The sequence below is a fragment of the Phycisphaerales bacterium AB-hyl4 genome, assembly GCA_041821185.1.
Lineage (GTDB): Bacteria > Planctomycetota > Phycisphaerae > Phycisphaerales > Phycisphaeraceae > Natronomicrosphaera > Natronomicrosphaera hydrolytica.
The window spans coordinates 31,848-54,166 of sequence record JBGUBD010000002.1 but is presented as its reverse complement, the minus strand read 5'-3'; the positions used below and the strand labels follow the sequence as shown (position 1 = coordinate 54,166).

At 64.7% G+C, this 22,319-nt stretch carries 21 protein-coding genes; 9 read left to right on the top strand and 12 right to left on the bottom strand.

What is annotated here, in order from left to right; all coding sequences use genetic code 11:
* Nucleotides 1-62 precede the first annotated feature (62 nt).
* The 9 genes from ACERK3_02690 to ACERK3_02650 all read right to left on the bottom strand — a co-directional run bounded on the left by ACERK3_02690 (nucleotide 63) and on the right by ACERK3_02650 (nucleotide 11,846).
* Complete coding sequence (locus ACERK3_02690; GenBank protein MFA9477195.1) at nucleotides 63-1,322, bottom strand: YeeE/YedE family protein; 1,260 nt, start codon at nucleotides 1,320-1,322, stop codon at nucleotides 63-65.
* Between the two features lie 143 nt (nucleotides 1,323-1,465).
* Nucleotides 1,466-2,386 carry a sulfurtransferase gene (locus ACERK3_02685; protein ID MFA9477194.1) on the bottom strand — a complete coding sequence of 307 codons (921 nt, stop codon included), beginning with the start codon at nucleotides 2,384-2,386 and terminating at the stop codon, nucleotides 1,466-1,468.
* 102 nt (nucleotides 2,387-2,488) lie between these two features.
* A complete protein-coding gene (locus ACERK3_02680; GenBank protein ID MFA9477193.1) occupies nucleotides 2,489-3,286 on the bottom strand; it encodes a hypothetical protein in 798 nt (265 codons plus the stop codon).
* 96 nt (nucleotides 3,287-3,382) lie between these two features.
* Nucleotides 3,383-4,576 (bottom strand): FtsW/RodA/SpoVE family cell cycle protein, encoded by a 1,194-nt coding sequence (locus tag ACERK3_02675; protein ID MFA9477192.1) that lies wholly within the window; start codon nucleotides 4,574-4,576, stop codon nucleotides 3,383-3,385.
* An 83-nt stretch (nucleotides 4,577-4,659) separates the two neighbouring features.
* A complete protein-coding gene (locus tag ACERK3_02670) occupies nucleotides 4,660-6,903 on the bottom strand; it encodes a peptidoglycan D,D-transpeptidase FtsI family protein (protein MFA9477191.1) in 2,244 nt (747 codons plus the stop codon).
* 265 nt (nucleotides 6,904-7,168) lie between these two features.
* Nucleotides 7,169-7,570, bottom strand: coding sequence for an ATP synthase F1 subunit epsilon (gene atpC / locus ACERK3_02665; protein MFA9477190.1), 402 nt, complete (start codon nucleotides 7,568-7,570; stop codon nucleotides 7,169-7,171).
* Nucleotides 7,571-7,655: 85 nt separating this feature from the next.
* A complete protein-coding gene (nadB, locus tag ACERK3_02660) occupies nucleotides 7,656-9,356 on the bottom strand; it encodes an L-aspartate oxidase (GenBank protein MFA9477189.1) in 1,701 nt (566 codons plus the stop codon).
* Between the two features lie 46 nt (nucleotides 9,357-9,402).
* The gene (locus tag ACERK3_02655; protein MFA9477188.1) at nucleotides 9,403-9,879 is read right to left on the bottom strand and encodes a hypothetical protein; all 477 of its coding nucleotides are present in this window, start codon (nucleotides 9,877-9,879) and stop codon (nucleotides 9,403-9,405) included.
* Between the two features lie 101 nt (nucleotides 9,880-9,980).
* On the bottom strand, nucleotides 9,981-11,846 hold the full coding sequence (locus ACERK3_02650; GenBank protein MFA9477187.1) for a chloride channel protein: 1,866 nt from the start codon (nucleotides 11,844-11,846) through the stop codon (nucleotides 9,981-9,983).
* Between the two features lie 93 nt (nucleotides 11,847-11,939).
* On the opposite strand from ACERK3_02650, the gene xseB reads away from it, so the two are divergent.
* From xseB to ACERK3_02610, 8 genes are all read left to right on the top strand, one after another.
* On the top strand, nucleotides 11,940-12,221 hold the full coding sequence (gene xseB, locus ACERK3_02645) for an exodeoxyribonuclease VII small subunit (GenBank protein ID MFA9477186.1): 282 nt from the start codon (nucleotides 11,940-11,942) through the stop codon (nucleotides 12,219-12,221).
* 60 nt (nucleotides 12,222-12,281) lie between these two features.
* Nucleotides 12,282-13,421, top strand: a complete 1,140-nt coding sequence (locus ACERK3_02640) for an A24 family peptidase (GenBank protein ID MFA9477185.1) — start codon at nucleotides 12,282-12,284, stop codon at nucleotides 13,419-13,421.
* A gap of 104 nt (nucleotides 13,422-13,525) precedes the next feature.
* Nucleotides 13,526-14,185, top strand: coding sequence for a flagellar motor protein MotB (locus ACERK3_02635; GenBank protein MFA9477184.1), 660 nt, complete (start codon nucleotides 13,526-13,528; stop codon nucleotides 14,183-14,185).
* A gap of 87 nt (nucleotides 14,186-14,272) precedes the next feature.
* Nucleotides 14,273-14,902: an imidazole glycerol phosphate synthase subunit HisH gene (gene hisH / locus ACERK3_02630; protein ID MFA9477183.1), complete on the top strand. Its 630-nt coding sequence runs from the start codon at nucleotides 14,273-14,275 to the stop codon at nucleotides 14,900-14,902.
* Between the two features lie 60 nt (nucleotides 14,903-14,962).
* On the top strand, nucleotides 14,963-16,051 hold the full coding sequence (locus ACERK3_02625) for an ARMT1-like domain-containing protein (protein ID MFA9477182.1): 1,089 nt from the start codon (nucleotides 14,963-14,965) through the stop codon (nucleotides 16,049-16,051).
* A gap of 46 nt (nucleotides 16,052-16,097) precedes the next feature.
* Entirely contained in the window at nucleotides 16,098-16,496 is a 399-nt protein-coding gene (gene rnpA, locus ACERK3_02620) for a ribonuclease P protein component (protein ID MFA9477181.1), read from the top strand.
* 6 nt (nucleotides 16,497-16,502) lie between these two features.
* Complete coding sequence (gene yidD, locus ACERK3_02615) at nucleotides 16,503-16,721, top strand: membrane protein insertion efficiency factor YidD (protein ID MFA9477180.1); 219 nt, start codon at nucleotides 16,503-16,505, stop codon at nucleotides 16,719-16,721.
* A 91-nt stretch (nucleotides 16,722-16,812) separates the two neighbouring features.
* Nucleotides 16,813-18,327: a YhjD/YihY/BrkB family envelope integrity protein gene (locus ACERK3_02610; protein ID MFA9477179.1), complete on the top strand. Its 1,515-nt coding sequence runs from the start codon at nucleotides 16,813-16,815 to the stop codon at nucleotides 18,325-18,327.
* A gap of 62 nt (nucleotides 18,328-18,389) precedes the next feature.
* On the opposite strand, the gene ACERK3_02605 is transcribed toward ACERK3_02610, so the two are convergent.
* From ACERK3_02605 to ACERK3_02595, 3 genes are read right to left on the bottom strand one after another with little or no spacing between them, the layout of a single operon-like run.
* Entirely contained in the window at nucleotides 18,390-19,280 is an 891-nt protein-coding gene (locus tag ACERK3_02605; protein MFA9477178.1) for a hypothetical protein, read from the bottom strand.
* A 53-nt stretch (nucleotides 19,281-19,333) separates the two neighbouring features.
* Nucleotides 19,334-20,011 carry a hypothetical protein gene (locus tag ACERK3_02600; protein ID MFA9477177.1) on the bottom strand — a complete coding sequence of 226 codons (678 nt, stop codon included), beginning with the start codon at nucleotides 20,009-20,011 and terminating at the stop codon, nucleotides 19,334-19,336.
* Entirely contained in the window at nucleotides 20,008-20,871 is an 864-nt protein-coding gene (locus tag ACERK3_02595) for a bifunctional 5,10-methylenetetrahydrofolate dehydrogenase/5,10-methenyltetrahydrofolate cyclohydrolase (GenBank protein MFA9477176.1), read from the bottom strand. The genes ACERK3_02600 and ACERK3_02595 overlap by 4 nt, the downstream gene beginning before the upstream one ends.
* Nucleotides 20,872-20,969: 98 nt before the next feature.
* Here ACERK3_02595 and ACERK3_02590 point away from each other — a divergent pair, with 98 nt between their 5' ends.
* Nucleotides 20,970-22,262 (top strand): competence/damage-inducible protein A, encoded by a 1,293-nt coding sequence (locus ACERK3_02590; GenBank protein MFA9477175.1) that lies wholly within the window; start codon nucleotides 20,970-20,972, stop codon nucleotides 22,260-22,262.
* The last annotated feature ends 57 nt before the right edge of the window (nucleotides 22,263-22,319 follow it).

Below are 22,319 nucleotides of genomic sequence, written 5' to 3'. Positions count from 1 at the left end.
ATAGCGCAGCGAATCCGTGGGTCCCAACCAGAAACCAAAAACCAGAAACCTCCCCCCCAACCTCACCACCGCAGCAACCATCGCCGCAGCGGCAGCGTCACCCACATCGCCGGCAGCATCCCCGCGAAGAAAACCCAGCCCGCCAGCGCCCCCGCGTGTATCCCGCTAAGCAGCGTACCCACCGTGCACCCCAGCGCGATCATCGCGCCGAAGCCCAGCATCACCCCCCCAACCAATGCCATCACACACGCGACCCAAGGCTCGCGCTTCAACCGAAACTGCCCCGCCAGCAACGCCACCATCAACGACCCCGCCACCAACGCCAGTACGAAGATGCCATTCTCACTCACCCACGCCGCCTGCTCCGGCAGCACGCAACCGCGCATCCGATCCAGCCCCTCCAACCGCTCCGGCGTCATGCCTGCACGTTCGCCAAGATCGCGTGCATAGCGATTCATCTCCGCCGTCACACCCAGCGGCCGCGTGCGCAGGTACGTAAACGTTCCGAGTATCCCAATGCCCACGCCGCCGACCCACGTCGGCCAACGATTCACAAACACCATCCGCACCGCCCGCCGCACGCCCGGCTTGCCCGCGTCCCCCGCCCTCGGCTTCATCAGATACAACAGCGGAATCGCAATCAGACCCAACACCCCAAGCTGCACCAGCAGCGTCACGCCATACCCGCCCACGGTCTCCGGCAGCCACACCACCGATGCATCCGAAATCACCCGCAAGTACAGCGGGTTCCACGCCATGAACCCCAGCACAAAACCGCCAAACGCCCCGACAATTGCAATCGGCGCCAGCAGCGACCCTTCGCCCATGCGATACAGGTGACCGCTCAGACACGACCCTGACAAACTCATGCCGACACCGAAAATCGCACCGCCCATGAGCATCACCCAACTCACTGGCGCGACGTGTGCATCGCCCGGGATGCCCCAGCCGCGCGTCGGGTCGGGCATCATCGAGCCCATGACCACAACGTAGCCGACCGTCCCCGTCGCCAGCGCCGCGAGCAGGCCCATCGTCGGCCCGCTGTCGCCACGCTGCAGCAGATCGCGCAGGTTGCAGAAAAAGCAGAACTGCGACCGCTGCAACATCACGCCGAACGCCACGCCGGTCACCAGCGTAAACGCCGCCGCTCGTCCCTGATGTTCCTGCAACCAGAGTCCGACCCAGACCAGCCCCGCCGCGATCATCGCCGCGACAACCAACCGTACGACAAACCACCACACGCTCGGCCGCCTCGGCGGTCGCGTGTCGGTCACCAGCCCCGGATCATCCAGGCCGCGCGGTTGGTTGAGCATCTGTGTCATCGTTTCAGTTCAATCAGGCTGATTCCCGCTCGTTGGCTCGCATTGGCGAGCAACCGGGGACGCCCATGATAGAAAAAAGGCGCAGCCGGTGACGGCCGCGCCTTCGCATGATTGTCTTCACGCCCGCCGTCGGGCATTACCATTTACTTGCCCGTCCAGATCGTGCCCGCCGGGTTGTCGATCGGCACACCAACCGCGTTGCCGTACTCCGTCCACGAGCCGTCATAGTTCCGCACGTCATAGCCGAGGATGTGCTTCAGCGCAAACCACGTATGGCTCGACCGCTCACCAATGCGACAATAAACAATGACCGGCTTCGAGCCGTCAATGCCCACCGCCGCGTACATCTCACGCAGTTCGTCCGCCGACTTGAACGTGCCATCTTCCTTGTTCACCGCGTGGTCCCAAGGCACGTTCTTCGCGCCCGGCACGTGGCCGGCACGAATCGCCAGTTCCTGAATACCCGCCGGCGCGATCACACGGCCGCTGTACTCCTCCGGCGAACGAATGTCCACGAGCGCGCCGTCCTCACCGTCCTCCACCACCGCCAGCACGTCGGCCAGCCGGGCACGCAACTGCGGGTTGGTCTGCTCAACCGTGTACTCGGTCGCACGCAGGTCGGGCTGACGCACTTCCATCGGCCGACCTTCGCGTTCCCACTTCGCTCGGCCACCGTCCATCAGGCGAACGTCGGCGTGACCGTAGATGTCGAACACCCACGCGCCCCACGCGGCGAACCAGTTGTTGTGGTCGCCGTAGAGCACGACGGTCGTGTCGTTGGCGATGCCGGAGCGCGACATCAACTGCTCGAAATCTTCCTGCGAAACGATATCCCGCTTCACCGGGTCGACCAGATCGCTATGCCAGCGGAAGTTGACCGCGTTGCGGAGATGGCCCCGCTCGTACACGCCGGGATCGACGCTGACCTCTACGATGCGAACATCGGGATTGTTGAGGTTCTCCATGACCCAGTCGGTGGAAACGAGTCGATCCGTTTCCGCCGAAGCGTTTGAAAGACCAATAGTTAGAAACGCCGCCAAAGCGACCGTGGCATACCGCATCATTCGATTTCCCCTTGTAAAAAGGCCGTCCGGAGTGATATTCTCGTCCAGGTCAAACCATTTTTTATAAGTAGCCCGCCCGGCCCCGTCAAGATTCCGCAGCGGTCAGTACGGCCCGAACACGTCGTACACCACCCGGTCCTTCTCCCCCGTCTCCCATGCCTGGCAACGCTCGTTCAGCGTCGTGGCGATCGTCAGACACTGGTCGGCGAACTGCTCAAAATTACCGGGCAGCCAGGCCTCGTCAAGATGGTAGAACGCCAGCAGGTCGCGTCGGCTGTCGATGGCCAGGTGCTTGTTCTGTCGCAGCAGATGCTGGATCTCACCGGGGAAGATGAACCGAATATGGTCGCGTTCCGTGCCGAACACGTAGTTCCGCCAGCCGAACGGCTCGACGTTGATGAACACATTCCGCCGCTTGCCGCCGATGGTGTTAAGCACCCAGTTGTTGGGCATGAGGCGAAACGTTGGTAGCGGCGCATCAAAGTCGCGAACGAGCGTGATCATCCGGTCGTCCGCTTCCTGATGACGCGCATCCCATTCGCCGGTGCGCTCCACGCGATACATCGGGAAGCGGTAATGAACCACTTCCAGCGTCAAGCCGTTGACCTGCTTGCGCATCGCTGTCAGCAGCACGGCCCCTTCGCCGAACACCGTGTCCATCGCGGCCTGAATCGCCAGCAACGACTCGGCGTCGCGCACATGGGAAAAGCCATGCTCGCTGGCCAGTTCCGCAAGGTCGGCCTGCTGACGTCGGCGTCGGCGCAACGCCACCCAACCCACCACGCCCCCCGCGATCAACCCCGCCACGCCAATCACCAACGCCACATCCACACGCCCCGGTGCCGTCAACACCGGGCGATCCGCAGCAAGCATCAACAGCAACAGGGAGTCATTCAACAACACGTCGGCTTCACAAACCCGCCCACAGCATACCGCGGATCAATCACGCATCGCATACCGATGCGGCAAAACCATTGGCTTCACTTCGCCAGCGGTCTACTCCGCCGCCGCCTCCGCGCGGTCGAACTCGAAACTCGGCCGGGCCATGATCTGCGGCCGACGCGACGCGAAATTCAGCATCAGCCCCACCATCACAAACGCCGCCACCAGGCTCGATCCGCCATACGAAACGAACGGCAGCGTGATCCCCGTGATCGGCAGCAACCCCACCGTCACGCCGATATTGATCGCCGCCTGGATGAACATCATCCCCCCGAACCCCACGCAGACCAGGCGCGCAAACGGGTCCTTCGAACGCGCCGCAACAAGGAAGAACGAACTGACCAGTACGATATAAAGCCCCATCACTGCCACGCCGCCGATCAGCCCCCAACGGTTGACGATGATCGCGAAGATCATGTCGTTGTGGTTCTCCGGCAGATGGTTGAACCGCAGCAGCGTGGCCGACTGTTCGCCCCCCACGCCGCGCACGCCGCCCGAGCCGACGATCGTGATCGCCACCTGCTGCTGATACCCCTCGCGGTCGCGATGCCGCTCCGGCCAGAGCATCGCGGCGATGCGTGCTTCCTGGTGCGGCTTGAGCAACCGCATCGACTGCGGCGCATCGAACGCCACAATCGCCACGTTCACTCCTACCAGCACCAGGCCGATGGCGATCAACGACGAAAGATGCCGCAACTTCGCCCCCGCCGCCACCATCATCACGCACAGCGTCGGCACGAACACCATCGCCGTGCCAAGGTCCGGCTGCTTCAGCAACAGCGCCACCGGCATCATCGTAATCACGAACGGAATCAGCAGACCACGAAACGTGCGATAGTTGTTTCGATACCGCAGGTACCACGCCAACGCCAGCACGAACGCGATCTTCGCCAGTTCCGACGGCTGAAACAACAAAAACTGAAAGTCGATCCACCGCCGAGCCCCGTTGATCACCGGCACGATCGACCGGGGCAGGCCGGGCACGATCAGCACAAGCATGAACACAATCGCAATCGCCGCGAGGATGTAAGAATGCTCCCCGATAAACCGCGGCCGAGGGATCATACAAACCGCCATCGCCAGTAGCGCGATCGGCAGCCAGCGCTGCGCCTGCGACACCGCATAGTGCGGCTGTACCGTGTCGATCGCCAGCACGCCGAATAAGGTCAACCCCAGCGCAGCGATAAACCCGTACCACCCGGCATGCGGGCGAAGCATCAGCCGAAGTTGTTCAAGGACCCAATCCATATCATCTCGACATTAGCCGCGGAGCGCGGACGTAACCTCACGCGCACATGGCCGCGCTCCGCTGCGCTTCGAGGCTAACTTAACTAAAAATACCCCTCCGTCCGCAGTGCATGCACTATCTGGTTCACCACCGGCCCGGCTACGCGGCCGCCGCTGCCGCCGTGCTCGACCACCACCGACACCACATGCGTCGGATACGTGTCCCCCTCCGGCTGCACAAGCGCAATCGTCCACGCATGATTGCCACGTCGATGGCTGATGTTGCCATCCGGGTCTTCCAGTCGGCTGGGCTGCGTCTGGGCCGTGCCGGACTTGGCGAGAATGCGAACGCCCTCGACATTGAAAATGCGCTCGTTGTCGGGCAGCAGGTAGACCGTGCCCCCGCGTTCACTAGCGGCACGCTCCAGGCCGTCGAGGATCGAACGCAAGTACGGCCGAGCGATGCCCAAACTGACAGGCCGCTGGTCGGGCCGCGCATCAGACGGGTCGGCGATAAACGTCGGCCGAATGTACTCGCCGTCACGCCCGAGCGCCGCATAAGCCGCCGCCGACTGCAGCACCGTCCACGCCACCGGCCCCTGTCCGATGCCGAGAAACACATGGTCGGAATATCGCATGTCCTCCGCCGATCGCAGGCTGCCTGTCACCTCTTCCACAATGCCCGCGCCAGTCCGCTGACCGACGCCGAACCGCGACAGCCAGTCGTACGTGCCCTGCGTGCCGAGGCGGTCGCCCATGCGATAAAAGTAGACGTTGCAACTGTGCTGCAACGATTGTGCCCCGTTCATCGGGCCGTGCCCACGACCGAAGCTATGCACCCAGCAGCGGAGAAAGCGATTGTTCTGACCCGGGCCGAACTCGCAGTCGATTGTCTGCTGCGGCGTGATCAACCCCTCGGTGTACGCCGCCGCAAGGATCATGGTCTTCAGCGTCGAACCAGGCATGTACGGGCGGGCAATCGGACGATTGACCCACCGATATTCCACGCCATCGTTCCACACGCTTTGCGGGTCATTGAGTAGCTGGTCTCGCGTAAAGCCCGGCGTGCCCACCGCCGCAAGCACCTCGCCGCTGTGCACCTCCAGCACGACGGCAGTGGCATTGAGCGGGTCGCCGATGCGCGGCTGACCTTCAACGCGATCCACGTCTTCCACGCCGTGCCATTCGTGCACGCGCAGCAGGCCGTACTCCGGCGAGAGCAATCCCTGCACGCGGGCCTGCAATTGAATGTCGATCGTCATGCGAACATCACGGCCGGGCTCGGGCTCGATGCGCTGCTCATGCCCCGTGTCGCGCCGACGCGTCGCTCGCCCTCGCAGGCCGCGCAAGATGTCCTCCATCGAACGCTCGATGCCGAACGAGCCCATGCGGTCGCCGTCGCGATAGCCGCCGAGGTCCATCTGCCGTCGGCCGTACGCGTCGGTGTTGAACATCGGCCGCCGGGCGAAGTCTTCCCGCCACGCCGGGCGCATCGCCCCGAGCAGGTGCACGCCCACGCCCTCGACCGTCATCTGCACCGTCGTCTCTTCTGCAAGATCCTGCGGCAGCGTCGAGCGGTCATATTCCACCGTGATGCTTTCCATCGGATACCGCCGATGGTTCGGCCGACGCACCTCAACCTGCCCCCACACCTGCAAAGCCGGGTCGCGCCCCGCCTCGGCCATGAAACTTTCCACCACGCCACGCACATGTGGCGAGACATCGAACAACAGCGGATGCGCCTGGCGCTGCGCCCGGATCGGCTGCACCGCCTCGCTGAACGGCACGTCCTCGCCCAGTTCCGCACGCTTCTGCTCATGCCAGCGGGCCCAGAGATAGCTCGCCTCGCGCTGCACACGTCGGCGGATGCCGTCCTTGCGCTCTTCCAACTCCGCGCGATCGACATCCGACAGCCCCGCCAGCGTCTGCCAGAGCATGTCCACCTGCTCTTCAAACTGCCGCTGATACTCCCGGCCGAGCGCTTCACGCTCCGAGGGCCCCATTTCAGCCCACTGGCGACGGTTCGCCTGCCGCGCCGCCCGCAGGCCCGCATGGTAAGGCCAGTCGCCGACGATCACCGTATAGCTCACCGCCACGTCATAGGCCGACTCGTCCTCCGCCAGCACACGACCGTAACGGTCCAGCACCCGCCCTCGCACGGTGGGGATGAACTGCGTCTGCTCCAGCGCCGACTGCACCGCCGCCCGTGCCCGCTGGTGCTCCTCGCCCACCGTCAGCCGCGCCGTCTGCACCGTCAGCGTGATGACAACCGCCACCGCCACCACCACCAACAGCAGCAGCCGACGGTGAAACATGCTCGGGATGTAGTTGCGCAATAGCCGACGCATGACGAACCCTCCGTGGCGGCGCGGTCGGAAGCGGGCCTGCCCTCCAATGGCTGGCCCGACTGACAGTTTATCGGTCTTTCGCTCGACCACCCAACACACAAGGCCGACCGGCATACGCCAATCGGCCTCAAGTCCCCCGACATCCTGCCTCCGTCCGTCTCATCCCCACTTCAAGTCCACACATCAGCAGGGCAAACCCGCAGTGCGTTACCCCCCCGAAATCCCTCAGCCGCGTGCCACGATCGTCGTTGCCCGCGTGCTCGGATCAGCTCCCAGTCGCCACTGCCATCATCCCACGTGCCCGGGCCAGGTCGCGGTCGCGTCGCGCCGCCGACTCTTCGCCGATGGCCCGCAGTGCCAGCGCCTCGTTCAGCGCGGCCTTGGCTTCTTTCGCGTCCACGTCCTCGACCGGCATCGCCTCGTCGGTGAGGATCACCAGTTGATCGCCTTTCATCTGCGCAAACCCGCCGCCGACGAAGTAGGTCTTCGACTTGCCATCCGCCAGGTCCAGTTGCAACGGCCCGTAGCCGAGCTTCACCAACATCGGCGCCCGGCGGGCCAGCAGGCCGATCTGCCCGTCCCACGCCGGCACGCTCACGTGTGAAACCGCTTCGTCAAAAAGCTGCTCTTCCGGGGTCACCAGCGTGCAATGGAATCGATCAGCCACAAGGCCACTCCTTCGTCTTCAAAGCCCGGCATGGGCGTCCTGCGAAAAGGAAGATTGTAGTGCCCCGCCCGCCCTTTCGCCAACCTCACTCCGCCTCAGTCGGCTCGGCCACCGGGCGCGTGGTCGGCTCGTCACGGCCCCGCAGCCAGACGTCGTGCACACGGAACGCCTCCTTCGGCTCGGGATGGTCCACCCGAAAATGCGTACCCCGGCTTTCCTCACGCCAGCGGGCCGCACGGGTCATCAACGCGCCAACGGTGAGCATGTTCTGCACTTCCCAGCCGGCCCGGTCGTCGAAAATCTTGTCCATCGTGTAGCGGGCCCAGAACTCGAACATCTCCGACACCTCCGCCAGCCGTTCGCCCTCACGCTCGATGCCCACGTGCCGCCACATCACGCTCCGCAGGCTCGACCGCACGTCCGCGAGGTCCAGCTCGCTGCGATCCGACGGCCGAATGTCCGCCACAATCTTGTGCGGCGATCGACCATTCCCCACCAGTTGCGCCCGTGCATCCCGCCCCGCCAGCGCCCCGAACACCAGCCCCTCCAGCAGGCTGTTGGACGCCAGCCGATTCGCCCCATGCAATCCGGTGCACGCCACCTCGCCCGCCGCGTACAGGCCGGGGATCGACGTTCTGCCGACCGCGTCCGTCCGCACGCCGCCGATCATGTAGTGCGCCGACGGATGCACCGGCACGGGCGTCGTACCGGGATCAATATCAAACTTCTCCAACAGCTTCGCGATGCCGGGAAAACGCTGGCCGAAACGCTCGCGACCGAGGTGGCGGACGTCGAGGTAGACATGCGTATGCCCGGTCTTGCCCATCTGCTGGAGGATTGCGCGGGAGACAATGTCGCGCGGCGCCAGTTCGCCGCGCTCGTCGTAGTCGAACATGAACCGCTGGCCGTGGCGGTCGATCAGGTGCGCCCCCTCGCCGCGTACCGCTTCGGTGATCAGCGATCGGCTCGCGCCCGCGACGTAGAGCGTCGTCGGGTGAAACTGCATGAACGGCAGGTCCATCAACTCGGCCCCGGCTCGGCTGGCCATCGCCAGGCCGTCGCCCGTCGCGACACCGGGGTTGGTCGACTCGCGAAACACCTGCCCGCAACCGCCGCTGGCGAGGATGGTCGCCTGCGCCCAGATCACCTGCAAGCCGTAGCGCGGGTGATGCGTGATCACGCCCAGGCATTGCGTCGGCCCCGCACCGCCGTCGTGCGATTCCGTGGTAATCAGATCGAGCACGAAACACTCTTCAAAGTGGCGGATGCGCGGCTGGGCACGCGTCTGCGCCGCCAGCGTCAACGCCAGCGCCTTGCCCGTCGCGTCGCCGTCGCTGTGCAGCACACGAAATCGACTATGCCCGCCTTCCCGCCCGAACGCCAGCGCATCATCCGACCGATCGAACGGCATGCCCCAATCGATCAGTTCGTTGACACACCTTGGCCCGGCCTCAACGACCGACCGCACGACCGCGGCGTCGCAAAGCCCCGCGCCCGCCACGAGCGTATCGCTGACGTGCTCATCAATGCTGTCATCCGCGTCGAGCACCGCCGCGATGCCGCCCTGCGCCCAGTATGTGCTCGATTTCTGCAACGGCCCCTTGCCGACGATGATCACCTCCGGCCCGTCGTCCGCCGGCTTGCCGTCGCTCGGCTCGCCCGCAGCCGACAGCGCCGCCCGCATGCCCGCCACCCCCGTGCCGATGACCAGCACATCGGTAAAGATCTGCGGCAGCAGCGTCGCGCGGAAGGGAATCAGATAACGTCGTTCGTGAAAGCCGTGCATGGGGCCCTGCTCGAAATGCACTGGATCAGCCGAGGGCTCTCGCTGATCACTCGCCGGTCAATTCGTCCAACGTCGCACGCTGGCCGAACGTCACACTCGGCAGCGGAAAGTGATATTCGGTCAACAACTCGCGGAAATCGCCCGGCGGCTGATACCACAGTCGGCCGGAGATCCGCACCGCACTGGCGTGATCAATCTCAACCGCGTCCGGGTCCGCCGTATACGCCGCCGCGAGCAGAATCGACTGGCTGTCGTTCGGCGGCAGCGTGACCGGCGGCTCGTCGGTAAACGAAAACCGGCCCAGCCCGCTCACCCGCACGTCATACGACGCCGACCGCACGGGCAGCGCAAAATCGTTGCGGTTATGCACCAGCACCAACACCTCCAGACGAGCGCCCTCGCCGGTCTGCTGCGTCACCGCCACCGACTGCACCTCCGTCTCCGGCGCAGCCACCGTCTGGCAGCCGCCCAGCCACACCAACGCCAACGTCAGCAACATCATGCCACCGATCCATCGTCTCATCACCAACTCCAAATGCCCCGGCCAGTCGATCGTCGAACCGGAATCTTACTCGACCTGCCACCCGGTGACACGCTACCGCTTCTCCAACGTCGGCCGACCGCCTACGCCTCCTCCAACGCCCGCTGGTACTGCCGCATCAGACGCGACCGGGTGATCACCCCCTTCACCTTCAAATTCTCATCCACCACCGGCAGGCTCGAAACATCATGTCGGCTGAACTTGTCCAGCACCATGTCCAACGGCTCATCACGCGCCACCGTCGGCAGGTTCGTCCGCATCAACTCGCCCACGATCATCAGCGGTATCGCCTCGCGCTGCACCAATGTCATGCGCAGATCTTCACCGACGACCATGCCCACGTACTCGTCATTCTCATCGCAGACCACGTAGTCCGCCGCGGCGTACTGCTCGATCAGCGTCACCAGCCGCTGCACCGGGTCGCCCGGCGAAACCACGACCGCTGGCATCCACGGCACTTGCGCCGCCGTGATCCGGCGCAACAACGTCTGATCGGAGTATGTGCCGATGCGAATGCCGCGCCGCCGCAGCCAGCGGGCGTAGATCGAGTCGCGCACAATCAACTGCGAAGTCGTAACAGCGAAAATGGACACAAGCATCATCGGCAGGATCAGCCGATAGTCCTGCGTCAGCTCGAATACGAGCAGGAAGGCGGTCAGCGGCGCGTGGATCGTCGCCGCGAGCACGCCCGCCATGCCCGCGAGCGCATAGGTGGCCGGCGTCGCACCGGGGAAGATGTTCATCCATTCCAGCACGAGGCCGAACGTCGCCCCCAGCGTCGCGCCCATGAACAGGCTCGGGCCGAACACGCCCCCCGCCCCGCCCGAGCCGAGCGTCAGGCAAGTACCCACCAGCTTGAACGCCAGCACCGTCAGCAGCACCAGCACCGACACGCTCGCCACCGGCAGCGCCCGGCCGACGTCGGTCATCCCCTCGATCAACGCTGCGTCCGTCGCATCCGGATACGAACGCGGGTTGAGCAACCCCTCGATCACCGGATACCCGCCCGCGAAAAAGGCAGGCGGCTCGTAATGCGGCACGATCTGCAACCCCGCCAGCACGAATACGATCCCCATCACCCCCAGCAGCAGCCCGCCCAGCGCCGGCATCGCAAACCGTGGCCCCGGCACCAGCGCAAACGCTTGCTCGCTGGTGCGCAACAGCAACGAAAATGCCACCCCCAGCAGCCCGCACAGCACACCCAGCAGCGCGTAAGCCCACAATTCGCTGAGCGCGAATTCGTAGTCCTGCATCGTCCCAGGCAACATGAACACCCCGCCATGATGCTGGAGCATCGCCTGCGCCACTGCCGTGCCGAACACCGACGCGACCACAATGGGGATAAACGTCTTGACCGAAAAGTCGCGCAGCAGCACTTCGAGCACAAACATCACACCGGCGATCGGCGTGTTGAAGATGCCCGCCATCCCCGCAGCCGCGCCGCAGCCGACGAGCGTGTGCATATGCTGCCGACCGACGCGCAGCACCCGCCCGACGGTCGAGCCGAGCACCGAGCCGATGTGAATGATGGGCCCCTCCACCCCCGCCGACCCGCCTGAGCCGATGGTCAGCGACGCCGTGACCGCCTTATAAAGCCCGCTGCGAGCCGGCAGTTCGCCCTTCCGCCGCGCGACGGATTCGATCACCTCCGGCACGCCGGGGCTCGGCCCCGTCCGGGCGAGCACCTGCTGAATCAACCCCACCAGCAGCCCGCCCAGCGCCGGCAGGAACATCAGCAGCAGCCATTGCGAATGTGGAAACTCGCGTCCGCCCAGCCGTCCGAAAAAGAACTCGCCCGATGCATGCACCAGCCCGTCAAACGCGGTGGCGACCACACCCCCCAGCGCGCCGATCGCCGCCGCCAGCGGCAGCAGGAACCAGTCACGCGGGAACCCGACTGCGGTGATCAGCCGATTGAGCCGTATTCGTGCCCTGGCGATGCGTGGCATCCGCCAAGTGTACAACGCTCGAATTCAACAAGCGCCCCCAGGCCGTGCAGCTTCAGCTGCACCGCCCGCCCGACGCGCGGTAAACTGCCCGCCATGAGTAAACGCCCCAACATCGAAAGCCTGAAGTTCGACGAAGCCATGGACCGCCTCGAAACCCTCGTCGAGCAGATCGAGTCCGGCGAAGTCGGCCTCGAAGAAGCACTCGCTCAGTATGAGCACGGCATCGCCCTGATCAAACGCTGCCGAACCGTCCTCAACGCCGCCGAGCAACGCATCGCCGAGCTCACCACCAACGCAGACGGCCAGCTCAAAGTCGACGGCGAGCAAATCCAAACAATCGACGACGATCTGACCGATGAACAGGAACAACTGTAAATACGCCCCACGGCATAACTGACTTCCTGATGCCTGCCCCCTGACACCTGACAACTGCCCTTGACCCACCTCTTCTGGCTCATCCTCGTCACCTGCTACGGCGCCTGCGTCGGCAGCTTTCTCAACGTCGTCATCTACCGCCTGCCCGCGGGCCAGAGCCTCGTCACGCCCGGCTCGCAATGCCCCAAATGCGGCCACAAGCTCGCCTGGTTCGACAACGTCCCCGTCTTCGCCTGGCTGTGGCTGCGCGGCAAATGCCGCTACTGCAAAACGCCCATCAGCATCCAGTACCCGATCATCGAAGCCGTGTGCGCCGCGCTGTTCGTCGGCCTCTACTGCGTCTACTACTTCACCGAGCTTCGCCCTGAATTTTTCTACAACGGCCTGGAAACCACCTGGCCCGCGCTGCTGCTGCACCTGATCTTCATCGCCGCCCTGCTCGCGGCCACCATGATCGACGCCCGCCTGTTCATCATCCCCCTCTCCATCCCCTGGTTGGTCACAGTACTCGCCGTCATCTGGCTGCCGCTGAGCATCGGCACGGACTTGCTGGTGCAGGAAGACGGCATCGCGCCGCAACTGTTTACCGCGGGCGAGTTGGGCATGGTGCTCGGCGCGGTCGCCGGGCTTGCCGTCGCCATCGGCCTATTGCAGACACGGATGCTGCCGCGCAGCTTTGACGATGTCGAAGAACAGGTCACCGACCCCGCCCCGCACACCGAGCCGGGCCCCGACGAATGGCTCGCTCACCCGCACCCGCGACGCGAAGTGCTCAAAGAATGCCTCTTCCTCGCGCTGCCGGCCCTGGGGCTCGCCATCGGATGGGCAACCTTTCCCGAAATCGCCATGCCCGGCTGGCTGCAGGTGCTCGCGGGCGTGCTCGCCGGCTACCTCGTCGGCGGAGCGCTGGTTTGGGTGACCCGCATCGCCGGCACGCTGGGCTTCGGCAAGGAAGCGATGGGCCTGGGTGACGTTCACCTGCTCGCCGCGATCGGGGCCGTGCTCGGCCCCTGGGAAGCGGTGTTCACCTTCTTCATCGCCCCGTTTTTCGGCCTGCTGGCGGCCCTGGTCATGGCCGGCGTCGCCAAACTGGTCAAGGGCGAAGTACGGGTGATCCCCTACGGCCCCTACCTCGCGGGCGCGGCGATCGTCGTCATGGTCCTGCGCGAACCGCTCTTTGACTTTTTTGGTATCGTGTAGGGCTTGTCTGGCCGATAGATAATGACTGCCTGCCGGCGGCAGGAGCCGGTCAAGTTTGCTTTTGTAAACGTCGTGCCTGCACCAAAGGAATGTAAGGGGTCGACATGATGAGCCATGCAATGAAAATGCTGTCGTTGGGTGTCGTGCTGATGATGGGCATGGGCAGCCTCTCCGGTTGCCAGGTCCAGCGCCTTCAGGAAGAGCGCGACGCCCTGTGGATTCAAAATGACGAGCTTCAGGACGAGTTGAACCGCGCCCGCGCGGCACTCGACCAGTCCGAAGCCGACCGGCGCGAGCTGCTCGCCGAGCTTGAGCGTGCCCGCGGCAGCCGCCGCGCCGAGGCCGAGCCTCAGCAGCCGGCCCGCGAGTCCGGCTTCCGTGACATCGCCGGCGTCGAAACCATCGAACGCCGAGGCAGCGTCACCGTTCGCGTGCCCGGCGACGTGCTGTTCGCCCCCGGCCAGGTCCAGCTTCGTCAGCAGGCACGCCAGACCCTTACTGACGTCGCTCGCGTGATCCAGAACGAGTACCCCAATCAGACCATCCGCATCGAAGGCTACACCGACACCGACCCCATCCGCCAAAGCGGCTGGGCCGACAACCTCGAACTCAGCCTGCAACGCTCCGCCGCGGTGCATCGCCACCTTCAGGAGCAAGGCATCAACCCCGAGCGCATGTACGCGGCCGGCTTCGGCGAAACCCAGCCGCGCGGCACGAAAGAACAAAGCCGACGCGTCGAAATCGTCGTCGTCCTACAAGAATAACCCCACCCCGTTAGCCGCAAAGCGCAGCGGAGCGCGCCCGTCCCCCACGAGCGCGCTCCGCTGCGTTTCGCGGCGACCTGACGCATCATGATCGGCATCATCGACTACGGCATGGGCAACCTGCGCTCCGTCGAGAAGGCGCTGCTACGCGTCGGCGCGGACGCGACCATCCTGCGCTCGCCGAGCGATATCGTCTCGGCGGATAAGCTCGTCCTGCCCGGCGTCGGTGCGTTCGCCGATGGCATGACCCACCTCAACGAACGCGGCTGGTCCGACCCGATCCGCCGGTTCATCGAGCAAGACAAGCCGTTGCTGGGCATCTGCCTTGGTATGCAACTGCTGTTCGACGCCTCCGAAGAAGACGCGCCCTCGCCCGGCCAGCCGGTGGCGGGCCTCGGCGTGCTGCCCGGCAAGGTCGTGCGGTTCTGCGAGCAGCAGGCCGACGGCTCGCGACTCAAAGTCCCGCACATGGGCTGGAACACCATCACCTGGCAACGCGACGATCCGCTGCTCGCCAACGTCGACCAGGGAGCTGCTGTCTACTTTGTCCACGGCTACTACTGCCAGCCCGCCAACGACGCCGCCAGCGCGACCGCCGACTACGGCTCGCCGTTCTGCGCGTCGATCTGGCAAAGCAACGTCTGGGCCACCCAGTTCCACCCCGAAAAGTCGCAACGCATCGGCCTGCAACTACTCGAAAATTTCGTCCGCCTCTAATTCTCCCCCCAAAGCCGAGGGCTGAGGACCAAAGGGACAAAGCCCCGGACCCACCCCGCCATGAATGACGCCATCACCACGCTTCCTCAACTCGCCGACCCGGAGCACTACGTTGCTGCGCGGTGGGACCTGACGCAGGACGACAAGAAGCGCGACTACTGGATCGGCCTCTTCGCCGGCCACTTCCCGACACTGCTCGCCGAGGCGATGCGCGAAGCGAAAGACCGCGGCGCGGATCTCGTCGACGTCGAGCAGCGTGCGCAGCGGGCACAGGATGTGTTTCAGCAATACCTCGACGTCGTCGCAGCCGCCCCGGGCACGGACGGCCGACTCGACATCCTCATGATCTGCGAGCAGCGCGAACGCATCCTCCGCCAGTACCAGTTCGCCGACCCGTACCGCCTGGCCAAGTCGCGGGAGAACAAGGCCGCCCTGCCGCTGCTCAAGCCGTTGCTCGATGAGCTTGATGCGATGCCTGCCGAGCAGCGTGACATCGCCGTCGTGCGCGGCATGTTCGCCGGCAACATTTTCGACCTCGGCGCGACCGCGACGGTCGAGCGCTTCACGAATCAGCAGGTGGACTTCCACGCCGTGCGTCAGCAGCTCAAGCCTCGGCCGTGGCTGGTGGACGACCTCGACGCCTGGCTGACTCGGCTGCGAGAGGGCACGCCCCATCGGCATGCGGTGTTGTTCGTTGACAACGCCGGGCCCGACGTGGTGCTGGGCATGCTGCCGTTTGCACGGTATCTGCTCCAGCGTGGCACGGCCGTGACGCTCGCGGCCAACACAACGCCGTCGCTGAATGACGTCACCGCCGAGGAACTGCTCACGCTCGTACAGCAGGCCGGCGAAGTCGACACCCTGCTCGGCGAAGCGCAGCGCGACAGTCGGCTGCGCGTGCTGGCAGACGGCAACGGCGCGCCGCTGATCGATCTCAGCCGACTCGACCCGGCGTTCGTCGCGGCGGTGGGCAGAGCGCCGGTGGACCTGGTGGTGCTCGAAGGCATGGGCCGAGCACTGGAAAGCAACTACGAGGCCCGGTTCACCTGCGACGCGATCAAGGTGGCGATGATCAAAGACAACGGCGTCGCCGACGCGATGCAAGGCGAAGTGTACGATCTGGTCTTCCGCTTCGAAGCCGGCGCGTGACGCGACTCGAAGCGCGATTCGGCCGATAGATGGTGACAATGACGACATGGGCGACGGCACGAACCATCGTGGCTTGCGTTTTCGGCGTGCGCAGCGGCTAAGCGGGTCGCTCGCGTTCCAGGCGGTGTTCGATGCGCGGTGTCGTAAGAACGTCGGGCCGTTGGTGTTTCACGCGCTGCCGAATGAGCTCGCCTTCAACCGCCTGGGCTTGAGCGTCGGCCGACGGGTTGGCTCGGCGGTGGTGCGCGGGCGGGTGAAGCGATTGTTGCGCGAGGCGTTTCGACTCGAACAACTCTCGGGTCCGCAAGGCTACGATATGGTGATTGTGGTCCGCCCCCATGCGCTCGCCGGGCTCGACGACTATCGGCGGATGGTGGCCGAGGGCAAGGCCCAGGTGGACCGGGAGTGGCGTCGTCGACAACGGCGGGCCGAGCGAGCCGAGTGATGCATCATGCGAACGCTGCTGAGCAAGCTGGTGATCTTCCTGGTGCTGGTGTACCGGGTGACGCTCGGGCCATTCATGGGCGGGCACTGCCGGTTTCAGCCGACGTGCAGCCAGTACATGATCGACGCGGTGCACAAGCATGGCCCGTTCCGAGGCGGCTGGCGGGGCCTCAAACGCATCGCCCGCTGTCACCCGCTCGGCGGGTCCGGGTATGATCCCGCTTGAAAGGGGTTTCTGGTTTCTCGTTACTGGTTTCTCGTTGGGCGTCACGGCCCCATCTTGAAAACCAGAAACCAAAAACCAGAAATCAGAAACCATGAAGCTCTACCACGACATCTCGCACCGTGTCCGCCGCTTACTCAGTCAGCCGGCCGAGCAGGCGACGCGCTGGCATAAAGCCGCGCGGTTTGCGTGGGATCTGGGCCGCTACTGCACCCGGCAACTTCGCGAAGACCGCGCCAGCGAGATCGCCGCGGCGCTGACGTATCGCACGATCTTCAGCCTCGTGCCCTTCTTCGTGCTCGCCCTGATCGTCTTCCGCGCCTTCGGCGGCTTCGAGGCGTGGGGCGAACAATTCCAAAGCCAACTCTACGACTACCTCGGCATCGGCACGGTCGCGGTGCAGCAAATCGACGACAACAACGATCACGAACCCTTCGCCACACCACTGCACGATGAAGCTCGCGAAGAAGCCATCGATGCTCAAACGCCCCCGCCCGATGCGGCCACGGAAAGCCAGGAGCAACTGGTGATCACGCTCGAACAGGTCTTCAATGATCTGAATGAGCAGGTGGCACAAGTAAGTTTCACCGGCATCGGCGTGGTGGGCATCGTGCTTCTGATCTGGGCGGCGCTTGCGCTGGCGGTGCAACTGGAAGACAGCTTCAACCAGGTCTACCGCGCCACCACCAGTCGAGCGTGGCATCTGCGTATCGCCATCTACTGGTCGCTGATTACACTCGGCCCCGTGCTGCTGGCGATGAGCTTCTGGCTCATCGGCACAGTGGTCGCCGGCGTCGGCGACCTCCTCACGCTCGGCGACGGACTGCCCGTCGTCTCCTACTTCGTCGCGACGCTGCTGGGCTGGATACTGGGCATCATCGGCCAACTTGCCTCGTTCCTCGCAAGCTGGCTGCTGCTGTTCCTGCTCTACGTGCTCATGCCCAACACGACCGTGCACCTGCGCCCCGCCGCGATCGGCAGCATGATCGCCGCGGCGTTGTGGGAGATCGCCAAAGCGTTGTTCGCCCTTTACGTCAGCAACGCCGTGGGCTACGCCGCTCTCTATGGCACGCTCGCGCTGATCCCCCTGTTCCTTTTCTGGGTCTACCTGACCTGGCTGATCATCCTCTTCGGCCTGGAACTTACCTACACACTTCAGACCCTCAAGGGCCGACGCCTCAAGGAAGTCGAAAGCAAGCGCACCACCGAGCAGGAACTGCTGATCGACCCGCGATGGGTGATCCCCGTCATGACCATCGTCGGCGACGGCTTTGAGCAAGGCGCTGCCGTGAGCGTCGGCGACATCCACGAAAAAACAGCCCTGCCGCCGCGAGCCCTCACCCGCCTGACCGACCAGCTCCAACGTGAAGGCCTGCTCCACCAGGTGCAGGACGCCTCCGCCAGCGGCGAACGCCAATTCACCCTCGCCCGTCCGCCGGAGTTGATCCCCATCCACCGCCTGCTCGATCTCGGGCAGACGATGGCCAACAACATCAAGCCCAGCCGACGCCTCCCGGCCCACGACCTGCTCGCCCGCCTCACCGACGCCGAGCATGCCGCCGCCGACAAACTCACTCTCGCCAACGTGCTGAAAGCCCCTCACCCATAACCACCGAAGCCCACAGCGTCACGCTGTGGGCTTCCCCGACCATCCGCCTCCCACCAAGTCACTCAATCGCAGTCCGCATCGAGTTCGATCACCTCGCGCGGCCGATGCATGCGCTGCAGTGTTTCAAAATCAAACGCCGCATCACGCACCTGATCCCGCCGCCGTCCGTCGCTCAGACTGCCGAGGCTCAGCGACAGGTAGCCTTCTTCCTCAAGCACGTAAATGTTCGCCGCCGTCGCGATCCGCGGCCACTGGCCCCGCTCCACCGTTTCCATTCGTACCGGCTCATACCGGTGCAGCCGCGCCGCCACCACGCTTTCGCCCTGCGAATCAAGCAGGTCAACGCGCAGCGGGTGGTACGTCGCCGGGTCGACCCAGATTCGTACGCCCGTACCCGGCGGGTCGATGCGATAGTAGTTCAGGTCGATGGCGACTTCCGCCTCGTCTGATGGTTGCAATGGCAACAGCCCCATCAAGTAAGGCATCGCCCGCGGCGAAACGGGGTACGCCAACTGCCGCGCACAAGGCCGACCGACATTCGCATGCCGACCCACCATCGCCGTCCGTTCGCCTTGCAGATCAAAAAGCCAGTAACGCTCGTCATCCGAACCCACCCACAAAATCGTCTGACCAAGCTGCCCCACTGTCATGACAACGTCGCTCGGCCGACGGTAGATCAACTGCCCGTCGCCCTGCTCGAACTGCAATCGCCCATCCTCGTCCACCCACCGCATTGAGACCGTGGTAGCCGACCAGAACTGGTCCAGGTGAATCACGTGCGCGTTGTACCGATCCACAAGCTCGTTATAACTCGGCACCGTCGCCGGCCGACGCGCACCGGGTTCAAGAATATCATCCGGCGCAACATACTCGCGCTGACACCCCCCAAGCAGCGCTGCCACAACCAGCAACGCAACCATCCCCCCCAGACCGATATTCGTGCGACAACTCATAACCATCCATGGCATCCGTTTCGCGGCCGCCCCGCAGGGGCGCTTCCGTCCGTTCACAACTCGGCTTCAAGAATCTCACCAAGCTGCTGCGTCACCTGCTCAATTTGCGATTCATCCAGCCGCGGGTCGAGCAGCTCGATCGTCTCTTCCTCGTTCCACTTGCTCATCGGCCCCTTGTTCACGTCAACCTTCGGCGTCAGCTGCCACCACTCCTGCTCAACCGCCTCGCCATCCACCTCCGCCTCGCGACGCTCGGCTCCATCAAACCGCAGCAGCCGCTTGCGCATGAGTATCAGCCCGAGCACGTAACGGAACGCCTGTCGCTGCGGCTCCCTCGCATCCTCCAGCCGACGGAACAGGTTCATCAACACCGCATCGTCAACGAAAAGCTTCTTCTTCTCGTTCGGCTGCGGCACGGTCGACTTCCAGTAGCTGAACATCCGCTCCGGCCGACTGCCCTGCTCCCACGCCTCCTGCGACACGTCCAGCCGCATCATGCCCAACGCGTTCGCCAGCGACTGCGCATCAGATTTAGCATCAGCCTTGGCTTTCGATTTCGCGTCCGGCGTCGCTGACTCACCTGACTCATCAGCAGGCTTCGCGGCCGCATTCGAGTCGATCTCGACCAGCGTGGCATAGTACGGCTCACCCGGCTCAAGGTTCCGCCCGGTGAGCGCACACACCCCGCTCGTCCGAGGCACTTCATAGTTGGTGGCGTTGAACTGGCTCATATTTCCACGCCCGCCTGCCGTGCCGCCGCGATCGACGTCTGCTCCACCAGCACCGCTAGCGTCATCGGCCCCACCCCACCGGGCACGGGCGTGATCAACCCCGCACGCTCGCTGGCCGGCTCGAAATCCACATCGCCAATGTTGCCCTTCGGCCCGGGGTTGAACCCCGCGTCAATTACCACCGCCCCATCCTTGATCCAGTCCCCCTGCACGAACGCCGGCTTGCCCACCGCCGCCACCACGATATCCGCCTGCTTCACCAGCTCCGGCAGGTCGACCGTTCGCGAGTGGCACACCGTCACCGTCGCATCGCGATTCAGCAACAACCCCGCCATCGGCTTGCCGAGGATCGCGCTTCGGCCGATCACTACCGCATGCTTGCCGCGGATGTCGACGTCGTACGCATCCAGCAGCCGAATGATCCCGCCGGGCGTGCATGATTCGTAACCCGGCAGGCCGTAGAACATCGTGCCGAAGCTGTGAAAGGTCACACCATCGACATCTTTTTGCGCGGGGATGGCTTCGAACGCCGCCCGCTCATCGATCTGCTTCGGCACGGGGTGTTGCAGCAGGATGCCGTGCACGTTCGCGTCCCGGCCGAGTTCGTTGATCTTGTCGACAAGCTGCTCAGTGGTGGTGGTTTCGTCGAGCTTGACGAACACGGAAGCCAGCCCCAGCTTCTCGCAGAGGCGTCGCTTGGCGGCGACGTACTTCGCGCTGGCGGGGTCTTCGCCCACGAGTACGGTGGCGAGGCAGGCCGTGACGCCCACGGCCTGCTTGAGCTTTTCCACGCGAGCCGCGGTCTGCTGCTGAACGTCCTGCGCAACGCGCTTGCCGTCGATGAGGGTAGCTGTGGTCATGGGCGGATTATAGGGCATCGCGGGCCGCGTATCTCCACCGCCGACCGATCGCGCGACGGTGACAGGTACGAGGACGCGAACGTGTTTACAATCTCCCGATGCATGCGATCATCCTCTCCATCGGCGACGAACTGGTCCTCGGCCAGACCGTCGACACCAACAGCGCCTGGCTGGGCGAACGCCTCGCCACGCGCGGCATCCCCGTTCGCTACCACCACACCCTGGCCGACGACCGCGACATCATCGCCGAGGCCATCCGTCACGCCGCCGACCGCGCCGAACTGGTGCTCATCACCGGCGGCCTCGGCCCGACCGACGACGATCTCACCCGACAAGCCCTCGCCGACGCGATGAACGTCCAACTCGTCGAAGACGCCGCCAGCGTCGAAGCCGTCGAAAGCCACTTCACCCGGCGCGGCCGCGAGATGCCCGAACGCAACCGCGTCCAGGCTTTGCACCCCGTCGGCTCGACCATTATCGAAAACCACAACGGCACCGCCCCCGGCATCACCGCCACCCTCGGCAACGCCACCATCCACGTCATGCCCGGCGTGCCCCGCGAAATGCGCGCCATGTTCCGCGACCTGATCGAACCCACCCTCACCCCCGACGCCGGCCAACGCCACGTCATCCTCACCACCAAGCTCAACACCTTCGGCGCAGGCGAGTCCACCATCGCCGACATGCTCGGCCCGCTCATGGACCGTCAGCGAAACCCTAAGGTCGGCACGACTGTCTCCGACGGCATCGTCTCCATCCGCCTCCGCGCCGAGTTCCCCACCACCGACGAAGCCGAGCAACAACTCGACGACACCCTTGCCCAGGTCCACGAAAAGCTCGGCGCACTCGCCTTCGGCCGCGAAGACCAAACCCTCGCCAATGCCGTCGTCGAACTTCTGACCAAACGCGGCCAACGACTCGTCACCGCCGAAAGCTGCACCGGCGGACTCATCAGCAAAATGCTCACCGACGTCGGCGGCAGTTCCATGGCCTACGTCGGCGGCTGGGTCACCTACTCCAACCTTATGAAAATGGAGCAGCTCGACGTCGCCAAAGACGACCTCGACACGCACGGCGCGGTCAGCGAAACCGTCGCCCGCGCCATGGCCGAGGGCGCGTTACGCCACGTCCGCCCTGCCGATGTCAGCCTCGCCGTCACCGGCATCGCCGGGCCCGATGGCGGTACGCCCGACAAACCCGTCGGCACTGTCTGGCTCGCCATGGCCCGCCGCGAGGAGCGCCAGCCCGACACCTTCCACACCCGCACCCTGCTGCTCGCCCTCTCCGGCGACCGCGACGCCGTCCGCGACCGCGCCGCCAAGTCTGCCCTGCAACTGCTCCGCCTCGATCTCATGGACCAACCATGGGACCTCATCCAATGGGCAAAGTGATTGCTGGTTTCTAATTGCTGATTGCTGATTTGGGAACCATTGCCGATGCTGGCAGCG

Bases quoted from the DNA above. Each gene is read 5' to 3' on its own strand.
- ACERK3_02690 (MFA9477195.1), bottom strand. From the start codon at position 1,322: ATGACACAGATGCTCAACCAACCGCGCGGCCTGGATGATCCGGGGCTG.
- ACERK3_02685 (MFA9477194.1), bottom strand. From the start codon at position 2,386: ATGATGCGGTATGCCACGGTCGCTTTGGCGGCGTTTCTAACTATTGGT.
- ACERK3_02675 (MFA9477192.1), bottom strand. From the start codon at position 4,576: ATGGATTGGGTCCTTGAACAACTTCGGCTGATGCTTCGCCCGCATGCC.
- ACERK3_02670 (MFA9477191.1), bottom strand. From the start codon at position 6,903: ATGCGTCGGCTATTGCGCAACTACATCCCGAGCATGTTTCACCGTCGG.
- nadB (MFA9477189.1), bottom strand. From the start codon at position 9,356: ATGCACGGCTTTCACGAACGACGTTATCTGATTCCCTTCCGCGCGACG.
- ACERK3_02655 (MFA9477188.1), bottom strand. From the start codon at position 9,879: ATGAGACGATGGATCGGTGGCATGATGTTGCTGACGTTGGCGTTGGTG.
- ACERK3_02650 (MFA9477187.1), bottom strand. From the start codon at position 11,846: ATGCCACGCATCGCCAGGGCACGAATACGGCTCAATCGGCTGATCACC.
- xseB (MFA9477186.1), top strand. From the start codon at position 11,940: ATGAGTAAACGCCCCAACATCGAAAGCCTGAAGTTCGACGAAGCCATG.
- ACERK3_02635 (MFA9477184.1), top strand. From the start codon at position 13,526: ATGATGAGCCATGCAATGAAAATGCTGTCGTTGGGTGTCGTGCTGATG.
- hisH (MFA9477183.1), top strand. From the start codon at position 14,273: ATGATCGGCATCATCGACTACGGCATGGGCAACCTGCGCTCCGTCGAG.
- ACERK3_02625 (MFA9477182.1), top strand. From the start codon at position 14,963: ATGAATGACGCCATCACCACGCTTCCTCAACTCGCCGACCCGGAGCAC.
- rnpA (MFA9477181.1), top strand. From the start codon at position 16,098: ATGGGCGACGGCACGAACCATCGTGGCTTGCGTTTTCGGCGTGCGCAG.
- yidD (MFA9477180.1), top strand. From the start codon at position 16,503: ATGCGAACGCTGCTGAGCAAGCTGGTGATCTTCCTGGTGCTGGTGTAC.
- ACERK3_02610 (MFA9477179.1), top strand. From the start codon at position 16,813: ATGAAGCTCTACCACGACATCTCGCACCGTGTCCGCCGCTTACTCAGT.
- ACERK3_02605 (MFA9477178.1), bottom strand. From the start codon at position 19,280: ATGAGTTGTCGCACGAATATCGGTCTGGGGGGGATGGTTGCGTTGCTG.
- ACERK3_02600 (MFA9477177.1), bottom strand. From the start codon at position 20,011: ATGAGCCAGTTCAACGCCACCAACTATGAAGTGCCTCGGACGAGCGGG.
- ACERK3_02595 (MFA9477176.1), bottom strand. From the start codon at position 20,871: ATGACCACAGCTACCCTCATCGACGGCAAGCGCGTTGCGCAGGACGTT.
- ACERK3_02590 (MFA9477175.1), top strand. From the start codon at position 20,970: ATGCATGCGATCATCCTCTCCATCGGCGACGAACTGGTCCTCGGCCAG.